Annotated in this window: 12 protein-coding genes; 4 read left to right on the forward strand and 8 right to left on the reverse strand. The window is 62.8% G+C overall.

What is annotated here, in order from left to right; translation table 11 throughout:
- Positions 1-2: 2 nt before the first annotated feature.
- The gene (locus tag P8L30_13570; GenBank protein ID MDG2241226.1) at positions 3-1,793 is read right to left on the reverse strand and encodes a creatininase family protein; all 1,791 of its coding nucleotides are present in this window, start codon (positions 1,791-1,793) and stop codon (positions 3-5) included.
- A gap of 176 nt (positions 1,794-1,969) precedes the next feature.
- On the opposite strand from P8L30_13570, the gene P8L30_13575 reads away from it, so the two are divergent.
- Positions 1,970-2,281 carry a hypothetical protein gene (locus tag P8L30_13575; protein MDG2241227.1) on the forward strand — a complete coding sequence of 104 codons (312 nt, stop codon included), beginning with the start codon at positions 1,970-1,972 and terminating at the stop codon, positions 2,279-2,281.
- A 218-nt stretch (positions 2,282-2,499) separates the two neighbouring features.
- Here the strand turns inward: P8L30_13575 and P8L30_13580 are convergent, their stop codons facing one another.
- Complete coding sequence (locus P8L30_13580) at positions 2,500-4,110, reverse strand: sodium-dependent transporter (protein ID MDG2241228.1); 1,611 nt, start codon at positions 4,108-4,110, stop codon at positions 2,500-2,502.
- Between the two features lie 202 nt (positions 4,111-4,312).
- Here P8L30_13580 and P8L30_13585 point away from each other — a divergent pair, with 202 nt between their 5' ends.
- Entirely contained in the window at positions 4,313-6,574 is a 2,262-nt protein-coding gene (locus P8L30_13585; protein MDG2241229.1) for a transferrin receptor-like dimerization domain-containing protein, read from the forward strand.
- A gap of 90 nt (positions 6,575-6,664) precedes the next feature.
- On the opposite strand, the gene P8L30_13590 is transcribed toward P8L30_13585, so the two are convergent.
- Both P8L30_13590 and P8L30_13595 read right to left on the reverse strand, forming a co-directional pair.
- Complete coding sequence (locus P8L30_13590; GenBank protein ID MDG2241230.1) at positions 6,665-8,338, reverse strand: DUF885 family protein; 1,674 nt, start codon at positions 8,336-8,338, stop codon at positions 6,665-6,667.
- Positions 8,302-11,571: a hypothetical protein gene (locus tag P8L30_13595; GenBank protein ID MDG2241231.1), complete on the reverse strand. Its 3,270-nt coding sequence runs from the start codon at positions 11,569-11,571 to the stop codon at positions 8,302-8,304. Before P8L30_13595 ends, P8L30_13590 begins: the two co-directional genes overlap by 37 nt.
- 286 nt (positions 11,572-11,857) lie before the next feature.
- Here P8L30_13595 and P8L30_13600 point away from each other — a divergent pair, with 286 nt between their 5' ends.
- A complete protein-coding gene (locus P8L30_13600; protein MDG2241232.1) occupies positions 11,858-14,122 on the forward strand; it encodes a DUF5916 domain-containing protein in 2,265 nt (754 codons plus the stop codon).
- An 18-nt stretch (positions 14,123-14,140) separates the two neighbouring features.
- Here P8L30_13600 and P8L30_13605 read toward each other — a convergent pair whose 3' ends face one another.
- Entirely contained in the window at positions 14,141-14,350 is a 210-nt protein-coding gene (locus P8L30_13605; GenBank protein MDG2241233.1) for a hypothetical protein, read from the reverse strand.
- A 206-nt stretch (positions 14,351-14,556) separates the two neighbouring features.
- Positions 14,557-16,932, reverse strand: coding sequence for a DUF5916 domain-containing protein (locus P8L30_13610; protein MDG2241234.1), 2,376 nt, complete (start codon positions 16,930-16,932; stop codon positions 14,557-14,559).
- A 223-nt stretch (positions 16,933-17,155) separates the two neighbouring features.
- Here P8L30_13610 and P8L30_13615 point away from each other — a divergent pair, with 223 nt between their 5' ends.
- The gene (locus P8L30_13615) at positions 17,156-20,362 is read left to right on the forward strand and encodes a glycoside hydrolase family 2 TIM barrel-domain containing protein (protein ID MDG2241235.1); all 3,207 of its coding nucleotides are present in this window, start codon (positions 17,156-17,158) and stop codon (positions 20,360-20,362) included.
- A 29-nt stretch (positions 20,363-20,391) separates the two neighbouring features.
- Here P8L30_13615 and P8L30_13620 read toward each other — a convergent pair whose 3' ends face one another.
- Positions 20,392-22,578 (reverse strand): molybdopterin-dependent oxidoreductase, encoded by a 2,187-nt coding sequence (locus P8L30_13620; protein ID MDG2241236.1) that lies wholly within the window; start codon positions 22,576-22,578, stop codon positions 20,392-20,394.
- A complete protein-coding gene (locus P8L30_13625; GenBank protein MDG2241237.1) occupies positions 22,575-23,075 on the reverse strand; it encodes a (2Fe-2S)-binding protein in 501 nt (166 codons plus the stop codon). Before P8L30_13625 ends, P8L30_13620 begins: the two co-directional genes overlap by 4 nt.
- Positions 23,076-23,077: the final 2 nt, after the last annotated feature.

The raw sequence follows: 23,077 nt of genomic DNA on the forward strand, positions 1-23,077 counted from the left end.
GACTACCGCCCGGACAACTGCTCCCGGATCGCCGCGGCCGTGCGCTCCGCGCGAGCCTGTGAAATTTCTCGTCCGAGCTGGAGCGACTGAGCGAGATCCGAAATGTCGAAGCCGTCAATCGAGGCGTGGCCGTAGCGGACTCGGTCCCTCCACCTCACAGACTCGGGATCGGACGCCATCATGTTGAGTGTGATGGTCGGGTTGTCGTGCAACCCCTCTGTACCCTCTTGGTCCTCTCTCATGAGGCCCTTCATGACGAGAACGTTCTTGGCCGGATCGGGGCTCGCCGGGTAGTACTCCCCCGCGTGGATCGCCCGGGCTTCGCCCGCCCATTCGGCATCGAGGCGCTCGGCAACCGCGATCATACCTCGGCGGTTCCCACCGGAGTCCCCAATGAACACGATGCTCTCGAATCCATGTGTCTTGAGAGACATCGCGATGTCTGTGAGGAGCATTTGGAACGTCTCCTGTCGGAGGCTGATCGTACCCGGGTCATCGAGCGTTTCCGGATCTCCCTCCGGGACCCACTTCACGATGGGTGCGCACAACGCGTCGCCGAGCTCACGAGCGAGCGATTCGCAGTTGGCGTCCAGCACATAGTTGTGTTTTCCGGTCGTGAGCCAAGGACCGTTCTCCTCGACTCCGCCGGTCGCGACGATCGCTGTCCGCTTCCCAGCCGCGAGGGCATCCCGCACGTCCATCCACGTCAGTTCTTCCAGCCATACGGACTGCGCTTCTGGGAGTGGGTTCGGCGTGTCCGAACAGTTGTACGTGTTCGCACGACAGTCGCCTCCGCCCATCGTACGAGGGTCAGGGGCTGGACGCTCCCCACGGCCACCGCCACCACCGGTACGTGGCGGCTGAGGGGGCTCGGGTAACGTCCCACCGTTGCTGATGGCGGACTGGATCGCCTCCACGGCGTTCGTCGCGCGGAACTCGACCACAGCCCTGCCCCATTCGAGGGTCTGCACGCGGTTGGAAAGGTCGACGCCGTCGATCGTGGCCAGTCCGGCATCGACTCGCTCCTGCCATCGAATCGAAGATGGGTCATCCACGAACATGTTGACCGCGATATCCGGCTCGTCGTGCAAGCCATCCCGCTCACCCCATGGCATGAGGTTCTCTTCGAAGAAGTTCCTCATAGCCGTGTTGTCGTAGTACTCACCAATGTGAGCCACGACCGGACTCCCGCCCCACGCAGCAGTCAGCCGCTCCGCGACAGCTCGCTGGTGACCCTGATTCGATCCCGAGTCACCGATGAACAGGATGTTCTCGAAGCCGTGGGCTTTGTATGAAGTCGCGATATCGGTGAGAACCGCCTGGAACGTCTCACCACTCGCGCTGATCGTACCCGGACTCAGCATGTGACTCGACGGGGGATCAATGTTCCCCTCGGGCACGTAAGGCAGAACCGGGGCGCAAAGGGCATTCCCCAGCTTTCGGGCAATCGCCTCACAGTTGGCGGTGAGCACATAGTTGTGCTTGCCCAAGACGAGCCAGGGACCGTTGGGCTCTATGCCACCGGTCGAGATGATGACCGTGGTCTTCCCTGCATCGAGGGCATCCCGAACGTCCATCCACGTCATCTCTTCTGTCCAGATGGACGTGTTGGGTGGAAGCGGGTTCGGGGTGTCTTTGCAGTTGTAGACGCTGCCCTCATTCTCAACCGGATTCAACGGATTCAAGGGTTGGGGGCCACACGAACGCCCCTGAGCGGCCGCCGGGGAAGCGGTCAGCGCGAGTCCGGCGAGCATACCGGCAAACACAACAGTCGAGGCATGGAGCTTCTTCAAGGTCATCTCTCCAAAAGACAGTCGCGGGGCGCTTGGGTGACCCCGTAGGCTGCTGATTATTCAGCCATCTGACGAAACCGGCAACGGGTTCGGGCAATCGACTTGCTTTACCTCCAGTCAGCGTGGGAAGCCAAAGCACGTCGAACAGAGAAACACACGGGGCGAGGAGGTGACCGATGGGATGGCGCGCGGAGAGTGCAGTGATGGTGTTGGGAGCGATCCTCAGTGGATGGCGGCTCGTGGAATGTGGCTCTCTCTACGAGGTGGGCGTAGACATGTCGGACCCGACGCGCTGGTCCAAATGGGGCACGCTACAGCTCGACCTACCTCATGCGAAACACGCCGGCTTGGAGGGTCGCTGGTTTGTTATCGGACACGAATTGCGGGTCGCTTCGGGTTCGGACGATGAAGCCCACATCGCTTTCACATACGCGCACGCGAATCCCTCGGTCGCGCAGTGGCTCATAGACACATTTCATGGCTGCTGATTATTGGGGGGCCCACGTAGCCCTCGCGGTTCCATGCCCCAAAACGCACGCGGGGCGGCCCGCCCGAAGACGAACCGCCCCACTTGTTCACACGAGCCCCAACGAGCTCAGCGTTCTACGCTACTTGTCGGGCCCAGTCAGGATCTTGTAGTAGCACCATCCTGCGAGTCCCCACACAAAGCTCAGCGAGCCAACCAGTAGAATCCATCCGCCGATCGTCATGATGCACCTCCGCTGCTGACATGTTCTTTACCGTCGAGGTCCATCCCCAGGTCACGCCACCGTTTCTCGCCGAGGCGAACGATCCACATCAGCACGAGCAGCACTGCCGCTAGCAGGCCAAGCGCCAATTGAGCCATCGGCTGCTGTCCAATCTGTGCGATCGACGCCGGTAGGTTCGTCCAGGCGAACGCGCCCAGAACGATCAACAGGTACCCCGGAGCCACCCACTTCATGATGAAGCGGAAGATGGTCGGGATCTTGATGTCAGATCCGTGGTGGATCTCCTTCCATCCGGTATCGATCCCGAAGATCCAGCTGAAGGCGATGATCTCGAGCATGGCCAGCACCAGAATCAAGAAGGTCCCGATCCAGAAGTCGATCGTGCTCCAGAAGACCGCACCCTCGGTGAAGTAGATCACCATGAAGGAACCGACCAGGCAGATTGCGACCACAAACCATGTGCCGCGTATGCGGTCGACGCCTAGGGCTTCCTGCATGAACGCCACCGCTGGCTGGTACATCGAGATCGAGCTCGTGACCGCAGCGAGGAAGAGCATGAAGAACCAAACCGCGCCGACTACGGGGCCGAACACGCCCATTTGAGCGAACACGACCGGCAGCGTCTGGAAGCCGAGACCGAACGTACCACCAGCTGCGGCGGCGATCGTGCCGCTCAGGCCCAGGAAGACGAACGATGCGGTCAGCGTAATCAGCCCACCGAAGCCGACTTCGAAGACCTCGTTCGTTGCCGCGGCCGTGAGACCCGACAGCGCTACGTCATCATCCTGCTTCACGTAGGAAGCGTAGTTCAAGATGATGCCGAAGCCGACCGAGATACTGAAGAAGATCTGCCCAGCCGCGGCGAGCCACGTCTGTGGGTTCCTCAGTGCCGAGTAGTCGGGGTTCCACATGTACGCCAGGCCACCCATCACGTTCTGATCGGGCAGCGATGGATCCGGCGTTCCCAGCGTCAGCACGCGGATCAGCACGATGAGCGCACAGACAGCCATGAGGGGCATGGCAAAGGAAACGAACTTCTCGATGCCTTTCGAGATCCCGCGCATGATCAGGAAGATGTTCATCCCGAACGCGATCGCCCAAAACGCGATGGTCGGTATTCCCAGCCCGCCGAAGAAAATCCCGTTTCCAGCGGTTCCGGTGAAGTCGTTGTAGAACGAAGTCGACGCGGCCGTCTGGGTCGCAATCGCGGTCGACGGATCGATCGTCATGCCGCCGGTCAAGTAGGCGTAGAAGTAACCCAAGCACCACGACGCGATAAACGTGTAGTAGAAGGAGACCGCGAGTGGGATCAGGACGCCAATCACACCCGAATACCGCCAAAAGGACCCCTTCCCGATCACGCCCATGATGGCTGGCGCGGAGTGGAAACCTTTCCGGCCACCGTAGCGTCCCATGGCCCACTCGGCCCAACAAATGGGAATCCCAAGCAGAACCAGCGCGATGAAGTAAGGGATCAGGAACGCGCCGCCGCCGTTCGCGGCCGCTTGGCCGGGAAAGCGAAGGAAGTTCCCGAGTCCTACGGCAGATCCGGAGACCGCCAGGATAACTCCTAGCCTTGATCCCCATTGCTCCTTCTGTCCGGACATTCAGTGCTCCAGTCGTGGGCAGTAAATTCGGTCGTTCTGTCAGTGGGACGATTGAGGGCGCCATTGTATCACGTAGACGGCTTCGAGGCATCTACCGGAGGACGACAGCTACGCCTCGCCGTCTCCCGCCCTTCGATGTACGATCGTGCCGAGCCGGCACTTGCACGGCCGACATCGTTCCGATCAACCCAGACAGCAACTCATGTCACGACTCATTACCCGATTCAGGTTCTCCGCTGCATGCGTCGTCTTGGCGATCTTATTCGTCCCGGCGTCGACACACGCGCAGCTCCTCGGCTTCTCGGACGAGAGCAGCGCGATGCAGCGCGACCTCGAGGCCGACTACGACAGTCAGCTCAACGCGGACAACCTGGACGAATGGCTGCAGTACCTCACGCGGCACCCAACTCACGTCGGCTCTCCCGGCGGTAAGGCCAACGCCGAGTGGATCGCAGACAAATTCCGCTCTTGGGGTTTTGAAACCCGCATCGACACCTACCACGTGATGTTCCCGACCCCACGTGAGCGCATGGTCGAGCTCGTCTCGCCCAATCGGTACGTGCTGAAGCTGGAGGAGCCCGAGGTCGAGGGAGATCGGACGTCAGGCATCACCCAGGATCTGCTCCCGACGTACAACGCGTACTCGGCGGACGGCGACGTAGAAGGTGAGGTCGTCTATGTGAACTACGGCATCCCGGCGGACTACGACGAACTGGCACGGCACGGGATCAGCGTCGAGGGCAAGATCGCACTGGCTCGGTACGGCGGTTCCTGGCGCGGCATCAAGCCGAAAGTCGCGGCCCAGCACGGCGCGATCGCCACACTGATCTACTCGGATCCGCGAGACGACGGCTACTTCCAGGGTGATGTGTACCCGGACGGTCCGTATCGCATGGCCCAGGGCGCCCAACGCGGCTCCGTGGAAGACATGCCGCAGTACCCCGGCGATCCGCTCACTCCAGGCGTCGGCGCCACGCTCGACGCGGAGCGCTACACCGTCGAGGAATCGCCGACGATCATGAAGATCCCGGTGCTTCCCATCTCCTACGAAGACGCTCAGCCGATCCTAGCGGCGATGGGCGGCCCAGTCGCACCGGCCGCATGGCGTGGAGCGCTCCCACTCACGTACCACCTCGGACCGGGACCCGCCCGCGTGCACATGAAACTCGAGTTCAACTGGGACCTGACGCCGGCCTATGACGTGATCGCGATGCTGCCTGGTTCTGAATTCCCGGACGAATGGGTCGTTCGTGGCAACCACATGGACGGGTGGGCGTTCGGTGCAGGAGATCCTTTGAGCGGGATGGTCGCGCTCATGGAAGAAGCTCGTGCTGTTGGCGAGATGGTGAAGAACGGATGGCGGCCAAAGCGCACGATCGTTTATGCCGGATGGGATGCTGAGGAGCCCGGCCTGCTCGGCTCCACGGAATGGGCCGAGGATCACGCTGCGGAGCTGCAAGACAAGGCCGTGGTTTACATCAACTCGGACGGGAACGGTCGTGGCTTTGTTGGTGTGGGCGGCTCGCATACGCTGGAGCGTCTCGCCAACGAACTGGGGGACGAAGTCATCGATCCCCAGACGGGCATCTCGGTAAATGACCGCCTGAAGCACGCCCGCGCCGTCGATGGAGCAGCCGATGTGTACACGAGGCGCGACCGCCGTATCGGCCCGCTCGGGTCGGGGTCGGACTACACGCCCTTCTTGCAGCACCTCGGCATCGCCTCTCTGAACATCGGGTTCGGCGGTGAGAACGGAGGCGGATCGTACCACTCCATCTTCGATTCGTACGACCACTACTCCCGCTTTGGCGACCCGGGCTTCGCATACGGAATTACGCTCGCCAAGACAGCGGGGCGGGCGACGCTACGCATGGCGAACGCTGACGTGCTTCCGTTCCGCTTCGGCAACTTCGCGGACAACGTCCAGATGTACTTGGGCGAGGTGAAACAGCTCGCGGCGTCCATGCGAACGGAGACGGAGCTACACAACCGACTCGTCGAAAACGACTCCTACGAGATCGCCTCGGACCCGACGAAGACGTACGTACCGCCGGAGGCCAAGGAGCCGGTGCCGCACATCAACTTCGCTCCCGTCGAGAACGCGGTGGCGCGGCTCGAAGCCGCAGCGGCCCGGTATGACGAACTCATGGCCTCGGCTGTGTCGCAGGGTCTTCTAGGCGGCGGCACAGGCGAAAGACTGAACAACCTGCTGCAGGGCATGGAGCAGCGGATGACGCGCGAAGAGGGTCTACCTCGCCGCCCTTGGTTCCGGCACATGATCTACGCGCCGGGCTTCTGGACCGGGTACGGCGTGAAGACGCTCCCGGGTATTCGGGAAGGCCTAGAGGAACGGGCCTGGGACGAGGTGGACATGTTCGTCGACGAAGTCGCGGCGGCGCTCAACCGTGTGAGTGACGGATTGGACCAAGCGGCCGCACTGCTTTCAGCCGCTGAGCCGGGCTAACGAGCCTTGGCATTTGGAGCAACCAAGACACAAAAGGCCCGGGCAGCACCGCCCGGGCCTTTTGTGTGTCCTGATTCAGCCAGCAGCGTCTTAGCGTCTCCCCAGATCCAGGATCGGGTCCTTTTCACCTGTCATCGCCCAGCGAGCGAGGACCGTCGGGATCACACCTTCGGCATAATACGCGTCGAAGAACCGCTTCACCGTGAAGCCGTCGCCCTCGGCCATGGCGTACTCCGCCAGCAGCTCCTCGATCTGGACCTTTCCGCTCACATAGCTCGTTCCGTACCCCGGCTGTCGTAGGTACAGATGCTGCTCGAAGCGGACCAGCTCACCTTCTGTGAGCCACCCGCGCGGCGTCCACTTCATCGCGTTCGCCACCGCATCCTCCATATCGTACACACCGCCGTGAAGCCTCAAGCCGCTCAGCGCCCGAGCTGACCGCTGAGCGAGCATGACCCAGGTCAGCTCACGCGCCCGCGGTTGGCCTTCTAGAAGGCCAAGGTGCATGAACATCTCTTCTACGCCGGTCGCGAGTCCCTCTGAGCGGGCGTCGAAGATGTTGTAGAGCAGAGGGGTCGCACGGATCGGGCTCGAGTGCGGATCCTCACGCATACGAGCCAGCTCGATCCAGTGGTGCATATGCGGACGGAATGCATCGGGGCTGCGGTAGATCACCTCGAGGAAGAAATTGCGCACCTCGCCCGGCTCCGCAGCGGAGAAGGAACCGTTCACGGCTCGAAGCGCTGCGTCCATCCACGGCTCAAGCGTCTCAACCTCTTCGTCACGCAGAAATTTCATATACCGCGTCACGGACATGTTGAGCAGGTCGTCGTAGTCCTTCGCGTTGTCGATACGTGGGAGCTCCGGAAGATGCCGATTCCGATTCTCTTCGAGTCGCATGGACGAATGTGAGCGCGCCAACTCCCTGCGCATGATCATGACCTGGTCCGACCACGTGTAGGGGACGAGATGGACGTTCTGCATGTACCAGGTGTAGTTCTCCTCTCCTACTCCGGATGGCCCGGTCTTTGACGGAGCTTCTGCCTCCAGCCACGTCCTGAACGATTCAGACGCGTCCGCGGCGGCCGAGATCGAGGCATCCAACTCGCGGCTCGTTCCGGCGACCTGCCGACCGTACGCCTCGAGGTCGCGTGCCTGCCCGCCGAACGAACGATCACCCGCGAGCCACAGGTCGCGAGCGTTGGAGTCATCCAGGTTGCCCCTGGCCTGCTCGAGCAACCCAGGAATCGCACCGATCTTCTCGGTGATTTCTGCCGCGTCTGCAGCCGACAACGGATAGTCGTACTTCCAGGTGTCGACGAATCCGTGCACGGACATTCCCTCATGCGCCGGCACGTCGCTTTCGGCCATGAACACCGTCGCGTAGAACGCCGGATCTCTGGCCCAGGGTCGCCTTACACGATGATCGAAGTCCAGTCCGTTCATCTCGGCACGAATCAGGTGCCAATCGATCTGCTGCGCGATGGGCCAGCCGTCCACATTCATGGCGTACAGCCGGTCCATCCAGTCCTCGAGCTCGGCGTGCTGCCGATCCATGGCGCGTTGCGTGTAGTCCGGCACGCCGCCTTCGAACGCCGGCATCTCGAACGCGCGCCACGCGTCGTAGAAGTCGACGAGCTCTGCGTGGGTCGTCTGGGCCGCGGAATCCGCGCCGGTGGTCGCTAGGGCTACCGCAACGGCGGCGAGGGCCCGTCTCAGCTGCACGATCACGGCCTTCCCCCAATCCGTCTTCCGGGCGTCCACGGGGCACCCGCGGCCGCGAGCGCCTCTTCCAGCTGCATCAACCGCCCACCGATCAATCCAGCCAGATCAGCCTCCACAGCACCCAGACCCTGCTGCGCGATCTCGATGTTACGCCTCTGCGTCCCCGTCGGATTCTGACGCGTGGACCAGTGTCCGCCCACCACGTTGCCAACCCGGCTCGAAATAGCCGGTGACGTCGACTCGTTTAGCGAGCCACGCACGCGGTCTCCCTGAAGCCGGACCGAGATCTCGTTGAAGGCCCGCTCAACCGCGTCCATCTCGTTGAAGAGCGCTGGATCCGCCCGTGGGGTCCGTAGAAGCGCGGCACGCATGAAGGGGAGCCGGTCGCGCTGCCTGCCCATCTCGGCCCCGGCGACGCCAACGCGCCGCTGGAGTTCACTCACGTCGTACTGAAACTCGGCGACCGCGATGAAATCGACGCCCGGTGCACTCGCGACCGGCTTCACCTCGAAGCTCTGCGCCTGTCCAATCTCCTCGGCGCCGGCCGAGCTCACGACCACCAACTGAGCCGAATACTCTCCTGGAGGTGCGAGCGGACCCTGTGGGTCACTCACCCACGGCGGCCGGAACCCCGGGGTGGAGAGATTCATGGGGTTCGGTGCCGCACGACGCAGATCCCACGCCACACGGTGAAGACCAGCCCGGGGGGATCCTTCAATCCAGCGGATCGGGGTCCCTGACACGTCGTCGATCCGGATGAGCGCCTGAGGGCCGCTCTCGGTCAACTCATCGAAGAGAGCTTCGTACCCGGGGAACTGCGCGTCTCCACCCTGCTCTCTGACCTCGGCCTCGCGGCCTTCTCGCGCGTCCTGGGCGGTCTCCGGCATCTCCGGAACCAGGTACGTGAGCAACGCCCCGAAGTCCGGGTTCGGCGCGGCGTAAGCACTGCTGCCCAACGTCGGCCGGCCGACGGCCTGGTTCGTCGGATGCGGCACATACCACCATGCGTCACGCACCGGAGCTACTCCACCCAGGCCATCGAGTGCGCCCGAAGCGATCTCACGGAGCGGCGAGTAGTCGTCTAGGATGTAGAAGCCACGCCCGAACGTCGCACCAATGATGTCGTTGTCGCGGCGGTGCAGTTTCACGTCGCGGAACGCGATCGTCGGGGAGCCAGCCAGCTTGTGCCAGTTGGTCCCACCGTTCGGGCTGAAGTAGATGCCCCACTCCGCTGCGATCACGAGCAGATTCGGATCTACGTGATCCTGCTGCACGGCCCACACGATCGTCTCATCCGGCAGGTCGCCCGTGATGTTCGTCCAGTTCTGCCCGTTGTCGTCCGAGCGAAAGAGGTACGGCGTGTAGTTGCCGATCTTATGCGCGTCGGCCGCAGCGAAGACGGTGTTCGCGTCGTGCTGGCTCGCCTCGACGTCGTTGATAAACGCCCGCTCGGGCACACCTGGGAACACCCCGGCGCGCGTCCATGTTTGTCCCGCATCGGAGGTGAAATGGATGAGGCCATCATCCGACCCTGTGTAGAGCAGGTCTTCCTGGACCGAGCTCTCGGTGATCGATGTCACCGTCGAATACTTGGACATGGCTCCGTTGTCGTGCAGCGCATCGAGCTCCCACACGCGGCCCATATAGGGAAGTTCGTATCGATTGGTGTTGGTGGTCAGATCCTCACTGATGGCGTTCCAGTTGTCGCCACGATCTTCACTGCGCCACAAGCGCTGCGATGCGAAGTAGAGGCGATCCGAGTCGTGCGGGCTGATCAGAATCGGCGAGTCCCAGTTCCATCGTTCAGGCGCATCGCCTGGCGCCGGCTGCGGCTGGATCTGCAGCGACTCCCATGACTTGGCATCGGTCCGGAACAGATTCCCCTGCTGCGTCATGAGGTACATGATGTCCGGATCGCTCGGATCGATCTGAACGCCGTATCCGTCTGCGCCCATGGGGATGAGCCAATCGGAGTTCCGGACGCCTTCCGTGTTCAGGGTACGGGCCGGGCCCCACAACGTACCGAGGTCCTGCGCCCCTCCCAGGATGTCGTAGAAGGGCTCTCGGTTCGACACGGCGACCTTATAAAACTGCGAAATGGGCATGTTCGGGAAATGCCGCCACGTCGTGCCGCGATCGAACGTTTCGTACAGCCCCGCGTCCGTGCCCGAGAGCATGTGGAGCGTGTTGTCTGGATCGATCCACAATGCATGGTTGTCCGAGTGCTTCTCACGACCCGTGCCCAGGTTGTCAAACGACGCACCGCCGTCCGTCGTGATCTGATAGAAGACGTCCATCTGGATCACGATGTCTTCTTCGGTCGGTGACGCTTCGATCTCCTGGTAGTAGTGCGGGCCGGTTCCGCCGGAGATGTATCCGTTGCGGCGCTCCCAGCTCTCACCTTTGTCGGTCGATCGATAGAAGCCCTGCTGACCATCCGCGGCTTCGATCGTCGCATAGACGAGCTCAGCGTTCGCAGGGGTTACGGCAATACCGATCTTGCCGATGTCACCCGACGGCAGGCCGGTCGTGATTTCACGCCAAGAATCGCCACCATCCGTAGACTTGTAGATGCCGGAGCCTGAGCCGCCGCCCATGTAGCCCCACACGTGCCGGCGACGCTGGAAGGCCGCGGCGTAAAGCGTCTTCGGATCGCTTGGATCGATTTCGACGTCGGTCACACCCGTGTGTTCATCGATCTCGAGGATCTGCTCCCAGGTGTCGCCGCCGTCGCTCGTGCGGAAGAGGCCGCGCTGCCCACCCGCGGACCAAAGCGGCCCTTCGGCTGCCACGATCAGAGAGCCCGGGTAGTCCCTGTGCATGAGGATCTTCCCGATGTGCTCGGAGCGCTCGAGTCCTTTGTGTTCCCACGTCTTCCCGGCGTCGCGGCTCACATAGATGCCTGAGCCCCAGCCAACGTGCCTGCCGCTGACGTTTTCACCCGTGCCGACCCAGACCACGTCCGGGTTGCTTGGGTCGAGAGCCACGGTCCCAATGGAGAACGACTTCTGCTCGTCGAAAACCGGTGCCCACGTGGTACCGGCGTTCGTCGTCTTCCACAGCCCACCAGAACCGACCGCGACGTACCAGGTCGACTTGTCGAGCGGGTTGACCGCGATGTCCGCGATACGGCCGCCGACCGCGGCTGGGCCGACTTCACGGAGCGGAATGGCCGAAAGGGCTTGAGAGACGGACTGAGCAGCCGCCGGGGCTGACGCGGAGAACGAGACAAGCGCGACGAGCGCCAGAAGACCTCTCGAGACGAAACGCATGGGACACCTGTGGCATGAGCGATGAAAAGCTCGCTCAGGATGCCGCCCAGGCTTCGCGGCTGCAAGGGAAGTCCGCAGCCAGAATAGGGACCGGGAGCTGCTTCTCTCGATCCAAGAGATCGCGTAGGGACTCCCCCTCCACACATGGTTGTGCTCTTCCACCGCGTCGCCACCCGGCCCGACACCACGCCAACACACAGAGGCGTCCGGTTGTCGATATCTTGTTGGATCTCGGCCTCGGCCTTCCCCGAGGCGCCCATTGGACTCGTTACCTATCCCGAGGCTCATGCGCCCTCGTTCGACGTTTCTTACAGCATTCGCGTTCGCCCTGCCTGTCGCCATCGCGGCACAGCAGGTTCCCACCACCACCGCCGCTCAGATCTCGTCAGCTCCCGTCATCGACGGTCGCCTCGACGACGCAACATGGCGTGGCCTTATCGCGCTCACAGGGTTCGTGCAGAGCGAGCCGAGTGAAGGGCAGCCCGTCTCCCAGCGCACCGAAGTCCGCATGGCCCAAGACGGCGAAGCCATCTACATCGCCGCGTGGCTCTATGACACGGAGGCTTCGGGCATCGTATTTGGGCAGACTCTACGCGATGCATCGCTGAACGAGTCGGACGCCTTCGTGGTGGTATTCGACACATACCTGGATCGGCAGAATGGCTTCGTGTTCGGTACGAGCCCCGCGGGCATCGAGTACGACGGTCAGGTCGCGGGTGAAGGTCAGGCAGGTGGCCCCGGCGGCGGCCGCCAGCAGCGCGGATCGACCGGTGGCTTCAATCTGAATTGGGACGGAAGCTGGGAAGTCGCGACGTCCACCGACGGCGAGGGATGGTATGCCGAGATGCGCATCCCCTTCTCCACCCTCCGGTACGGATCGAACGGGACGCAGGACTGGGGTGTGAACTTCGAACGGAAGATCCGCCGGAACAGTGAGGAGGCCATGTGGGCCCCCATCCCGCGGCAATACGATCTCTACCGGATTTCGATGGCGGGCACGGTCTCCGTCGATGCACCCGCGCGCCGCACGTTCACGGTCAGCCCGTATGTTCTAGCTGACGGATTCAAGGACTACCAGGTCGGCAGTCCCCAGGTCGACTACGGTCGGCAGGTCGGCGGTGACGCCAAGATCGGGCTGAACCAGAGCATGACCCTAGACCTCACGGTCAACACGGACTTCGCTCAGGTCGAAGTCGATGACCAGCAGGTGAATCTGACACGTTTCAGCCTGTTCTTCCCGGAGAAGCGTGCCTTCTTCCTAGAGAACGCCGGCACTTTTGCGGTCGGGACCAGCCAGAATGCTGAACTGTTCTTCAGTCGACGCATCGGGCTCTCCGGCGGACAGGAGGTACCGATCCAGGCCGGTGCCCGTCTTTCCGGAAAGGTCGGCGATTTCCAAATCGGGCTGCTCAACATCCAGACGGGTGACGTCTTCGAAGTAGACGAAGACACAGGGCTCGAGGAACAATTGGCGCCGTCGAACAACTTCGGCGTGGTGCGGGCCTACAAAGAGATGGGCAACCGCACACAGCTCGGGGCCATCCTGGTGTCGAGGCTCAACACCAGCGATACCGACGACTACAACATGACTTATGGCGTCGATGGCCGACTCGGCATTGGCGAGGCACTCACCCTGGATGGCTGGGCCGGGCTCACGACCACCCCGCTGGAGGCTGGCGAGGCCGATACGCGCGCCGGCTTCAACAACGGCGAATATGGCTTCGAGGGTACCGGGACGTACATCACCCGCGACTGGCAGATCACGACGGGTTACCGCCAGATCGGCGAGGACTTCAACCCTGAGGTCGGGTTCGTGAACCGGCGCGGGTATCGGCAAGTGACCGCTCGCGTCATGCGTCACATCCGTACCGAAGGCACACCTTGGTTCCGCGAGTTCAGGCCGCACATCTCGTACAACCAATTCTTCACGCTGGGCGGGTTCAGCGAGAACTACCTCGTTCACTTCGACTCGCACTTCGCGTTCGAGAACGGGGCGTTCTTCCAGTTTCCAGGATTCAATCTCACGGGTGAAGGTCTCGAAGAGCCCTTTGAGATCCGAGACGGAATCGTCATCCCCGCCGGGTCGTACAACAACGCCGAGTGGTCCTTCCGCTACAACACGAACCGCGGAGCACCGTTGTCGATCTCCGGTGGTTGGACCGTGGGTAGTTTCTACACCGGGACTCGGTTCACACCAAACGCGAACATCGCGTACCGATACGGGGACAAGATCGCCGCCACGCTGCGGCTCAACTACTTCGACGTGCGTCTGGATGAAGGCAGCTTCAAGACCGCCGTCGTGGGCATGAACGCTTCCTACTCGTTTACTCCGCGCATCTACCTGCAGGCCAACGTCCAGTACAACGACGACACGGAAGACGTGGGTACAAACATCCGCTTGGGTTGGCTGGATACAGCGGGCACCGGGCTCTTCATCGTGTGGAACGACACGAACCACCACGGAATGTTCGAGCGTACCGGGATTCTGGCGGGACCCAAGCAGCGGCAGCTCGTGATCAAGTACAGCCGACTGTTCAACATGGGGCGGTAGGCGCGCACAGCCGACCGATCAGGCGACTCGCGTCTCCGCGTCCGCTAGCGCGACGTACGCGGCATCGTAGGGCGAGACATTGTGGCGCAACTCGAAGATGCGGCCCAGCAGCGGAAGGAAGAGGAGGCGATTCCTGTCGTCGAAGATCGAGTCCAGCCCGGTCCGCGCCTGGGCAGACTGCAGGTACCCTACGACCGCCGACGCATCCACGACTACGGCGCTACTCATCTCCTGGCAGCGGCCCTCTGTCCATCCGGAGCAACTCGGCACCGACACGCCGCAACACCTCCTCTCGGGACGTTCGGGCCACGTTACGTTCGAGTACAGACTGGATGTAGGCGGTCAGCGTCAAGCCGCGCGCCTCAGCACGGCGGACCAACTCCCGATGGAGCGCCTCGGGGACATTTCGGATTTAAACCATGACTGACATGTGCCTACATCCGGAAGCGGTAACTCAGCTTCACGAAGACCCCATCGGCCTCCGTGCGCGCGTCCTCGAAGCGGAAGCCCGACGTGTCTGCCCACTGCCGCGTGTATCCCAGGAAGAACACCGTCCCGGGAGACGGCTCGTAGGCCAGCAGCGTCTCCACGCGGAAATCGTGCGAGTCCGAACCCTGCCGGAGCGAACACGAATCCGCGGAGGAACATCGGTACACCGGAGCGCCTGTCACTGGGTCGAGCACGTCGCCGCGCTCCTGGCTCGAGTACTCACCAATGCCGCGAATGAACATCGATCGCGTCATCTGATACCTAAGCTGGAGCCGCGGGATGGTCGCCGAGGAGTACTCGGAGCCGTCACGCTGACGGAAGATCTTCACATGTCGCATGCCGAGCACGGCCTGCATGGAGCCGTTCGGAGCGAGTGTCAGCGACGCGTCACCACTCCAACTCGTACCGAGGCCCACCGGGACCCCGCTCGAGAAGATCGGTGTCTCCCCCCACGAACCGCCGAAGGAGGGACGCACCCGCTCCCACGTGCTGACCCAGGAGCGCACGCTGAAGGACTGAAGGCCCGAGTAACGCGACTGGTCTGAGGAGACCGGTACGAGGGCTGACTCGGAAGGGCCGCTGAAGAATCCATCGTAGTACGACGGCGCGAAGTCGAAGTTGGTGCGCCGATAATTCAGGAAGCCACCGATGTTACCGCGGAGCGACCCACTCAAGGTGGCCGTCATCTGATTCTCTTGAGTGGCACGACCCGCCCAGAAGTCCTCACGGTCCCAGTAGCCCTGTAATTCCACCGAGGAGCTCAGGCTCTCGACGAACGCGCCGCGCTTACCACGATACGTGTATCCCGTGCGCGCCTGGAGCTGCGTGATGCCTGTGCGGCGAATGAACCCACTGCCGGCTCGGAAGTCTTTGTCGACATCCTCGAACGATGCGCTCATGGAGACTTTGCGACTCGCACGGCTCACACTCGCGGTGACCATCGAGCCCCAATCTGTAGCGGCCCCACTCGCTCCGTCCGCGCTACCCGCAGCCAGAAGATTGACCGTGTAGCGGCCACCGAGGACGAGCCGTGCATCCGCTCCGAACACGCGGTTGAAGTCGATGCCCCTCTCGGTCCGGTCCGTATAGACCGCGCCGATGGTCGAGCTCTGTCCCATGTCCCGTTTGACCCGCAGCAGGTTCACCATGGGGTTCGACGTCCCGGCGTTCACCTCATCGACTGCGCCGAGGTAGGCCACGTTGAACGCCCCGACCTTGCCCGAGACTTTCACTGCGCCCACTGGATTTACAATCGAACGCGTGTAGACCAACTGCTTCGGCATCGAGAAGATATCCGCACCTTCCAGAAAGAAGGGGCGCTGCTCTCGCAGGAAGAGCGCGAAGCGCTCATTCACCACGATCTGCCCTGCATCCGCTTCGATCTGACTGAAGTCGGGATTGATCGTGCCATCCAGTGTCAGGTTCGACGTAAGCCCATAGGCGAGGTTCAGCCCGAACTCGCTGTTGGAGGAGCCACGTTGGAACTGACCGAGGTTGGTGTCGAAGCGGCCCGAGCTCGAACCGACCATCGTCGGGTTGATCTCCAAGAACATCCCTGGGTCGATGCCTTCGAGCGCGAGAATCGACCCCGACTGGGCGAGCCCGTTGGCCTGGTTGCCGGTTATCGGCGCCCACGACTGCTCGTACCCTGTACGGCGAATGGCACGCTGCACTTGGAGCCCCCAGTCCTGCACCTCGGACTCGGGGAAGCGCATCGACTTGAAGGGGACTCGGATCTCCGCGGAGTAGCCGTTGTCGTCCATCTGGCCCGCGGACTCCCACAGGAAGTCGGGGCTCCAGTCGATGGGTCCCCCGCGGCCACCGCGACCCTCGATCCAGAGTCCGTCAGCCTGAACACCGTAGGGATTCACCATGAACACATAGGCGCGACGGTCGTCGTTGAATGTGTCCAGGATGAAACGCACGTAGTCGTCCGAGCGGCCGTAGTCGTCGCGCGCGGTCAGCGTGGCGCGAACGCCGCCCTCGGAGTCATCCGCTCGAACCGAGAAGTAGACAGCGTCCTTTGAGACGATCACGCGAACCACCGTGTTCTCGGAAGCCGGGGCACCCTCGATCGGGTCGAACTGCGTGAAACCGGTAAGCACTGCGGCCTCCGCCCAAGCCAAGTCATCCAGCCGGCCATCGATTTGGATGTCAGGATCCATCACGCGCGGCGCGGGGATGTCTAACTGGCTCGCTGAGCCGTCGAAGGTAGCGGCCACTACGGGCGTCGACGCGGATGCCCCAGCTACCGACGGCGAACTGTCCGGGGCCGCCTGCAACTGGACAGCTATAGCGAGAATGAGCGCAGACTTGATCATGAATATCTATGTTTGTGCAATAATTGTCTAACTATTTAGCTGAACAAGGATACAACAATGAGGGATCGACGCAATGGAGCAAAGCTACGGAAAGATCTGCCCGGCATCCGGGCGACGGGCCGGAGGCCACTGCGACCAAGGCCTTTCCCCCTGGAGTCCTGGCGAATCGTCCCGTGAAGACAGATTCTCTCCGTACTGTCATCCCACGCCCCGGACCAACCCCTTGGCGCGATCTCGCCCCTGCACTCAACATCCTCAATCAGTCCTGCTCGCCGTCGCAGCAGCAGTCGTGGTGCTCAGCGTACCCGAGCGGGCCATCGCTCAGCACGCGGCCCTGTCGGACCCTGGCGCCTTCCAAATCCGGCGGGCGGCGCCGCGCGCCACGTCTCTGCCCCACCCGACCGCCGAGCATGCGCTAACCGCATGGGGCGTGTCCGCGACCGACGCCAACCCGTTCGTCCGATCACTAAACGGTCCTTGGCGGTTTCACTGGGTGTCCGACGCCACGACGGCCCCAGACAACTTCCACTCAACGGCCTTCGACGACACCGATTGGGACGAGATCCCAGTCCCCGGCAACTGGGAGATGAACGGCTACGGGCGGGTCCGGTACGCAGACTCCGGCATTCCCGCCGGCCCATCCCCACTCATTGATCACACACAGAACCCGACCGGTTCCTACCGCCGTTCCTTCGACCTGCCTGCCGACTGGGCCAGAATGAGTGTCGTCCTTCACTTCGGGAGCATCGGATCTGCGATGCAACTGTGGGTCAACGGCGAGGATGTCGGATACTCCGAAGGCTCGAAGGTCCCTACTGAGTTCGACATCACCGACTACCTACAGCCGGGCCGCAATCTGATCGCGGCGCGGGTGTGGCGGTGGAGTGACGGCAGCTATCTGGAGGACGTGGACTTCCTGCGCATGAGCGGCATCGATCGGGATGTGACGCTCCGGGCGCTCGCTCCGGTGCATGTAGCTGATGTCTTCGCTCGAGCCGGCCTCTCGGAGGACCTCTCGGCGGGCGAACTCGATATCACCGTCGACCTCGAAAACACTGGGGGTGCCAATCGTTCTGGTGTCCTGGCCCAATTACGAGCCCCAGACGGGACCATTGTTCACAGCCATGCCGAGACGGTGAACGTGCCCACGCAGGGCACCACCGTGACCTGGTCCGCGACGCTGCCTAACGCTCTCCCGTGGACGGCCGAGACACCGTCGCTCTACACACTCGTTGTCGAAGTACAGACGCAGGGTGCTCCGACTCAATTCGTTCGCCACCGGGTCGGGTTTCGCACCGTCGAAATCCACGATGGGCTTCTGAAAGTGAACGGGACCGCGACCACGCTACGAGGCGTGAACCGACACGAACACAGCCCGCGCACCGGCCGTGTCGTGTCCGAAGCGTTGATGCTGGAAGACATCCGGCTGATGAAGGAGCTCAATATCAACGCCGTTCGGACGAGTCACTATCCGAACGACCCGCGTTGGTACGAACTCACGGACAAACACGGCATCTATGTCGTCGACGAAGCCTTCGTGGAATCCAATGGCACCAGTTTCCATCCGGACACAACACTCGCAGGAAAGCAGGAGTGGCTCGGAGCGCACATGGATCGGCTCCAGCGTATGGTGGAGCGCGACAAGAACCACGCGTCCGTCATCATGTGGTCGCTTGGGAACGAAGCAGGAGACGGCTCAAATTTCGAAACCATGTACGCATGGACAAAGGAGCGCGACCCGAGCCGGCCCGCCGTGTATGAGATGGCAGATCTTCGCGAGCACACCGACGTCTTCTTTCCGATGTACGCGCGTGTCCACACGCTCGACAACTACGCTTCCTCCCAGCGCGACCGGCCGCTTGTCCTGTCCGAATACGCCCATGCGATGGGGAATTCGGTCGGCAACCTGGCGGATTATTGGACCAGCATCCGGGACAACGACCAACTGCAAGGGGGCTTCATCTGGGACTGGGTCGACCAGGGTCTCTCGCTCGCCGCAGAGGGCGGCGAACTCTACTGGGGTTACGGCGACGACTTCGGTGGCGCGGACGGTGCGGGCAACTTCTCCGTGAACGGACTCGTCAGCCCGAACCGTCAGCTGAATCCGCACGCGTGGGAAGTCAGGAAGGTCTACCAACCCATCGAGACCACGCTGGCGGACGCTGAGGAAGGCATCATCGCCATCCGGAATCGACATGACTTCCGTAACCTGGACGGCCTCGTAGGTGATTGGCGCGTTACTGCTTACGGCGGGCCCGGAAGCGAACCGGCCGTTGTCGCTCGCGGGCGTATCGAGGACCTCGACCTTCCCCCCGGAGGCGTGCACCTGCTGATGGGCGACCTCCCGCGCTCATCGCTTAGCGAGTCGGTCGTACCGGTGAAGCCAGAGCCGGACAGCGAGTACCACTTCCGTATCGACTGGAAGACCCGGCGTGCGGAGGGACTGCTCCCTGCAGGCCACACCGTCGCTTGGGACAGTTGGCGCATGAACGTCGAGTCCGCGCCCCCGAGCGAAGACCTCGCAAAGTCCGCCAAGATCACGCGAGTGGTGGACGGAGACCGGCTGCTGCTCCGGGGCGAAGCCGAAGACTTCGAATTCGTCTTTGATCTCGAGAGCGGTGAGATCGAGCGATACACATTCGCGGGGACGGACGTCCTTACTGGTGGGCCGCGGCCAAATTTCTGGCGCCCCCCCACCGACAACGACTACGGGTGGGAGATGCCGACGGAGCTCGCCGTGTGGCGCGACGCTTCACAGAACCAGCCTGTGGAGCGCGTGCAGTGGTGGCAGAACTCGGACCGCGACGTCGAGGTCATTGTCACCCGGTCTCTGCCCTCGGTCAGCTCCCTCCACACCACCCGCTACCACATCTTCGGCAATGGTGAGATCGAGATCACGGGTGAGATCGAGCTCGGGCAAATCGGGCTCCCCGAGATGGCAAAGCTCGGGTTTACGCTCGATGTCCCGGCCGACCTAGAAAACGCAGAGTGGTTCGGACGAGGCCCCCATGAGAGCTACGCCGACCGACAAACAGGCGCCGCAGTCGGTCGCTACACGATGGACGTGGACGACATGTTCTTTCCGTACATCCGTCCGCAGGAGACGGGTAATCGCACGGACGTCCGCTGGCTCGTGCTACGGAAAGCGAACGGCACAGGGCTCCTCATCGAAGCCTCCGAGGACGATGGCATTCGCGCACCCCTCAGCTTCTCAGCGCTACGCTACGCAGACGCCGATCTCGATGAAGGAAACGCCAAGACGTTCCGGCATCCAACCGACCTCGCACCGCAGCCGAACATCGTGCTCGACCTGGATATGGCTCAAATGGGCGTCGGCGGAGACACCAGCTGGGGTGCCCGCGTGCACCCGCCATATCGCGTTCCCGCAGCCAACTACATGTGGAGTGTGGTGCTCAAGGGTATTCGTTAGCCCCATCTAGCACACTCGGTGCCCACGCATCAGCCCAACGCGATCGGAAGCGTCCTCACGCGCTGGCCTGTCAGCGCGAACAGCGCATTCGTCACCGCAGGAGCAATCGGCGGCACACCAGGCTCGCCCACGCCACCCGGACCATCCCCACTCGGCGCGAGCACAACGTGCATCTCGGGCGCCTCACTCATGCGTACCATCTCGTAGTCGTGGAAGTTGCTCTGCACCGCTCGACCATCCTCTATCGTGATCTTGCCGTAGAGCGCCGCCGTCAGACCGAAGATGATCCCGCTCTCCATCTGCGCCCGGACGATCGCCGGGTTCACAACCACACCGCAGTCGACCGCGCACCAGACTTTGTGCACCCGTGGGCGTCCGTCCTCCCCAAGAGAGACTTCGGCGACCTCGGCAACGTAAGAGCCGAACGACTCGGCCACGGCGATGCCGCGGGCCCGACCCTGCGGAACCTCACTTCCCCAATCGGCTGCTTCGGCGACCGTGTTGAGAACCGCGAGATGCCGCGGGTGTTCGGCCAACAAGTCTCGGCGGTACTCATAGGGGTCCTGGCCCGCCGCGTGGGCCAGCTCATCAATGAACGACTCCACTACGAACGCAGAGTGAGTGTGCCCAACGGAGCGCCAGAATCCCACCGGCACGGGGAGCTCCACCGTGGCCGCGGTCATGCGGAAGTTCGGCACACGATAGGGCTGATTGGAGGCGCCTTCGGCCGACGTGGGATCCACGCCGTTCTTCATGACCGTCCGGTTGCGCACGAAGCCCGGCATCCACTCAGGCAAGAGGCGATTGAGAATCGACTGGGAGGCCATGTCGTGGCGCCACACCGCCGGGTTACCCGCATCGTCGAGGGTAGCAGAGAGTCGATGGAGCGATGCAGGCCGATAGAAGTCGTGCTGCATGTCGTCTTCCCTGGACCACATCACCCTGACGGCACCTTCCACGCGCCCGGCGATTTCCGCAGCCTCTTGTACAAAGTCTTTCTCAGCTCTTCGTCCGAAGCCGCCTCCCAGGAAGGTCGAATGAACGACGGTGTCGTCAGCGCTCACACCCGCGGCCGCTGCCGCCACCTGCCTCGCCCCACCCCCACCCAGCATGGCCGGTCCGTTCTGGAACTGAGTCGCCGCCCATACGGTGCAGCGACCGTCCTCGACGAGCGCCGTACAATTCATGGGCTCCATGGTCGCGTGCGCGAGATACGGCAGTTCATACTCCGCCGTGATCGCCTCACCGCCCGTGGCAGCCTCCACGGCACCATGCTCGGCTGCGACACCTCCACCTTCATCGATCCCTGCCGCGAGCCGACGGCTGATCTCAGCGTCGTTCAGCCCCGCGGCCTCGCCCTCGTCCCATTCGACGACGAGCGCATCTCGACCCTTTAACGCGGGCCAATAGCCGTCGGCCAACACGGCGACGCCGCTGCTGATCTCAAGGACTTCTTGCACGCCCGGCATCGCCAGTGCAGCGGTCGCATCGAACGAACGAACAGCACCCCCGAACACCGGACAGCGAGCCACCATCGCGACCCGCGCGTCGGCCGGACCGGCGTCCACGCCGAAGATCGCCTGGCCGGTCGTCTTCTGAGGCACATCAAGACGCGGCTGTGGGAGGCCAATGATCCGAAACTCGGACGGGTCCTTGAGCGGCACATTCGCCGGAACGGCAACTGAGGCGGCCGCGACCGCTAAGTCAGCGTAAGCGAGCGTAGAACCATCGGGGTGATGCGCCATCGCATCACGCATCACGACGTCTGCTGCCGGGACGTCCCACTCCTGAGCCGCAGCTTCGCGCAGCATCTCGCGCGCGGTCGCTCCGGCCTCTCGCAGGACCTCCCACATCTCGACGATGCTCGTGCTACCGCCCGTGACCTGCATGCCCAGCGCAGCACCGTATGCCGGGTGAGCAGGCGCAAAAGCGAACGCTACACGTTCGAATGGGACTTCGAGTTCTTCGGCGACCAGCATGGGAAGCGATGTGGCGACACCCTGCCCCATCTCCGCCTTGCCGACCATGACCGTGATCGACCCGTCTGTTTCGATCCTTAGGAACGGATTGGGAGCGAACGCCGCGTCCGTATACGGAACGCCTGGGCCCGACATGACCTTGTAGCCAATCCCTAAAGCCAATCCCGTCCCAGCCAAACCCGCCACCTTCACGAAGGTCCGGCGCGTCATCATCGGCTTCTGTCCGTTCTCGCTCATCGGTCACCTCCGGACGCACCTGCACCATCCGTGGAGGTGATCCCTGCACGCATATCCGCGGCGCGATGAATCGCCCGCCGGATGGCATTGTAGGTCCCGCAGCGGCAGATGTTGTCGGACATCGCCACGTCGATGGCCTCGTCGGTTGGCTTCTCATCCGAATCGAGCAGCGCAGCCGCAGCCATGATTTGGCCAGACTGGCAGTATCCACACTGTGGGACCTGCTCCATCACCCAAGCCAACTGCACCGGATCAGAGCCGTCGGGCGACAGGCCTTCGATGGTCTTGATCTCAGCCCCGGCCACGTCTCTCACCGGCAGCTGACACGTCTTCATGGCCTGCCCGTTCACGTGCACCGTGCACGCCCCGCACTGCCCGAGCCCGCATCCGAACTTGGTCCCGGTGAGGCGAAGCGTATCGCGCAGCACCCAGAGCAGCGGCATGTCATCAGGGGCGTCGACTTCGACGACTCGGCCATTCAGTGTGAGCGTGACCATTC

The sequence above is a fragment of the Longimicrobiales bacterium genome (assembly GCA_029245345.1).
Lineage (GTDB): Bacteria > Gemmatimonadota > Gemmatimonadetes > Longimicrobiales > Gaopeijiaceae > CALFPJ01.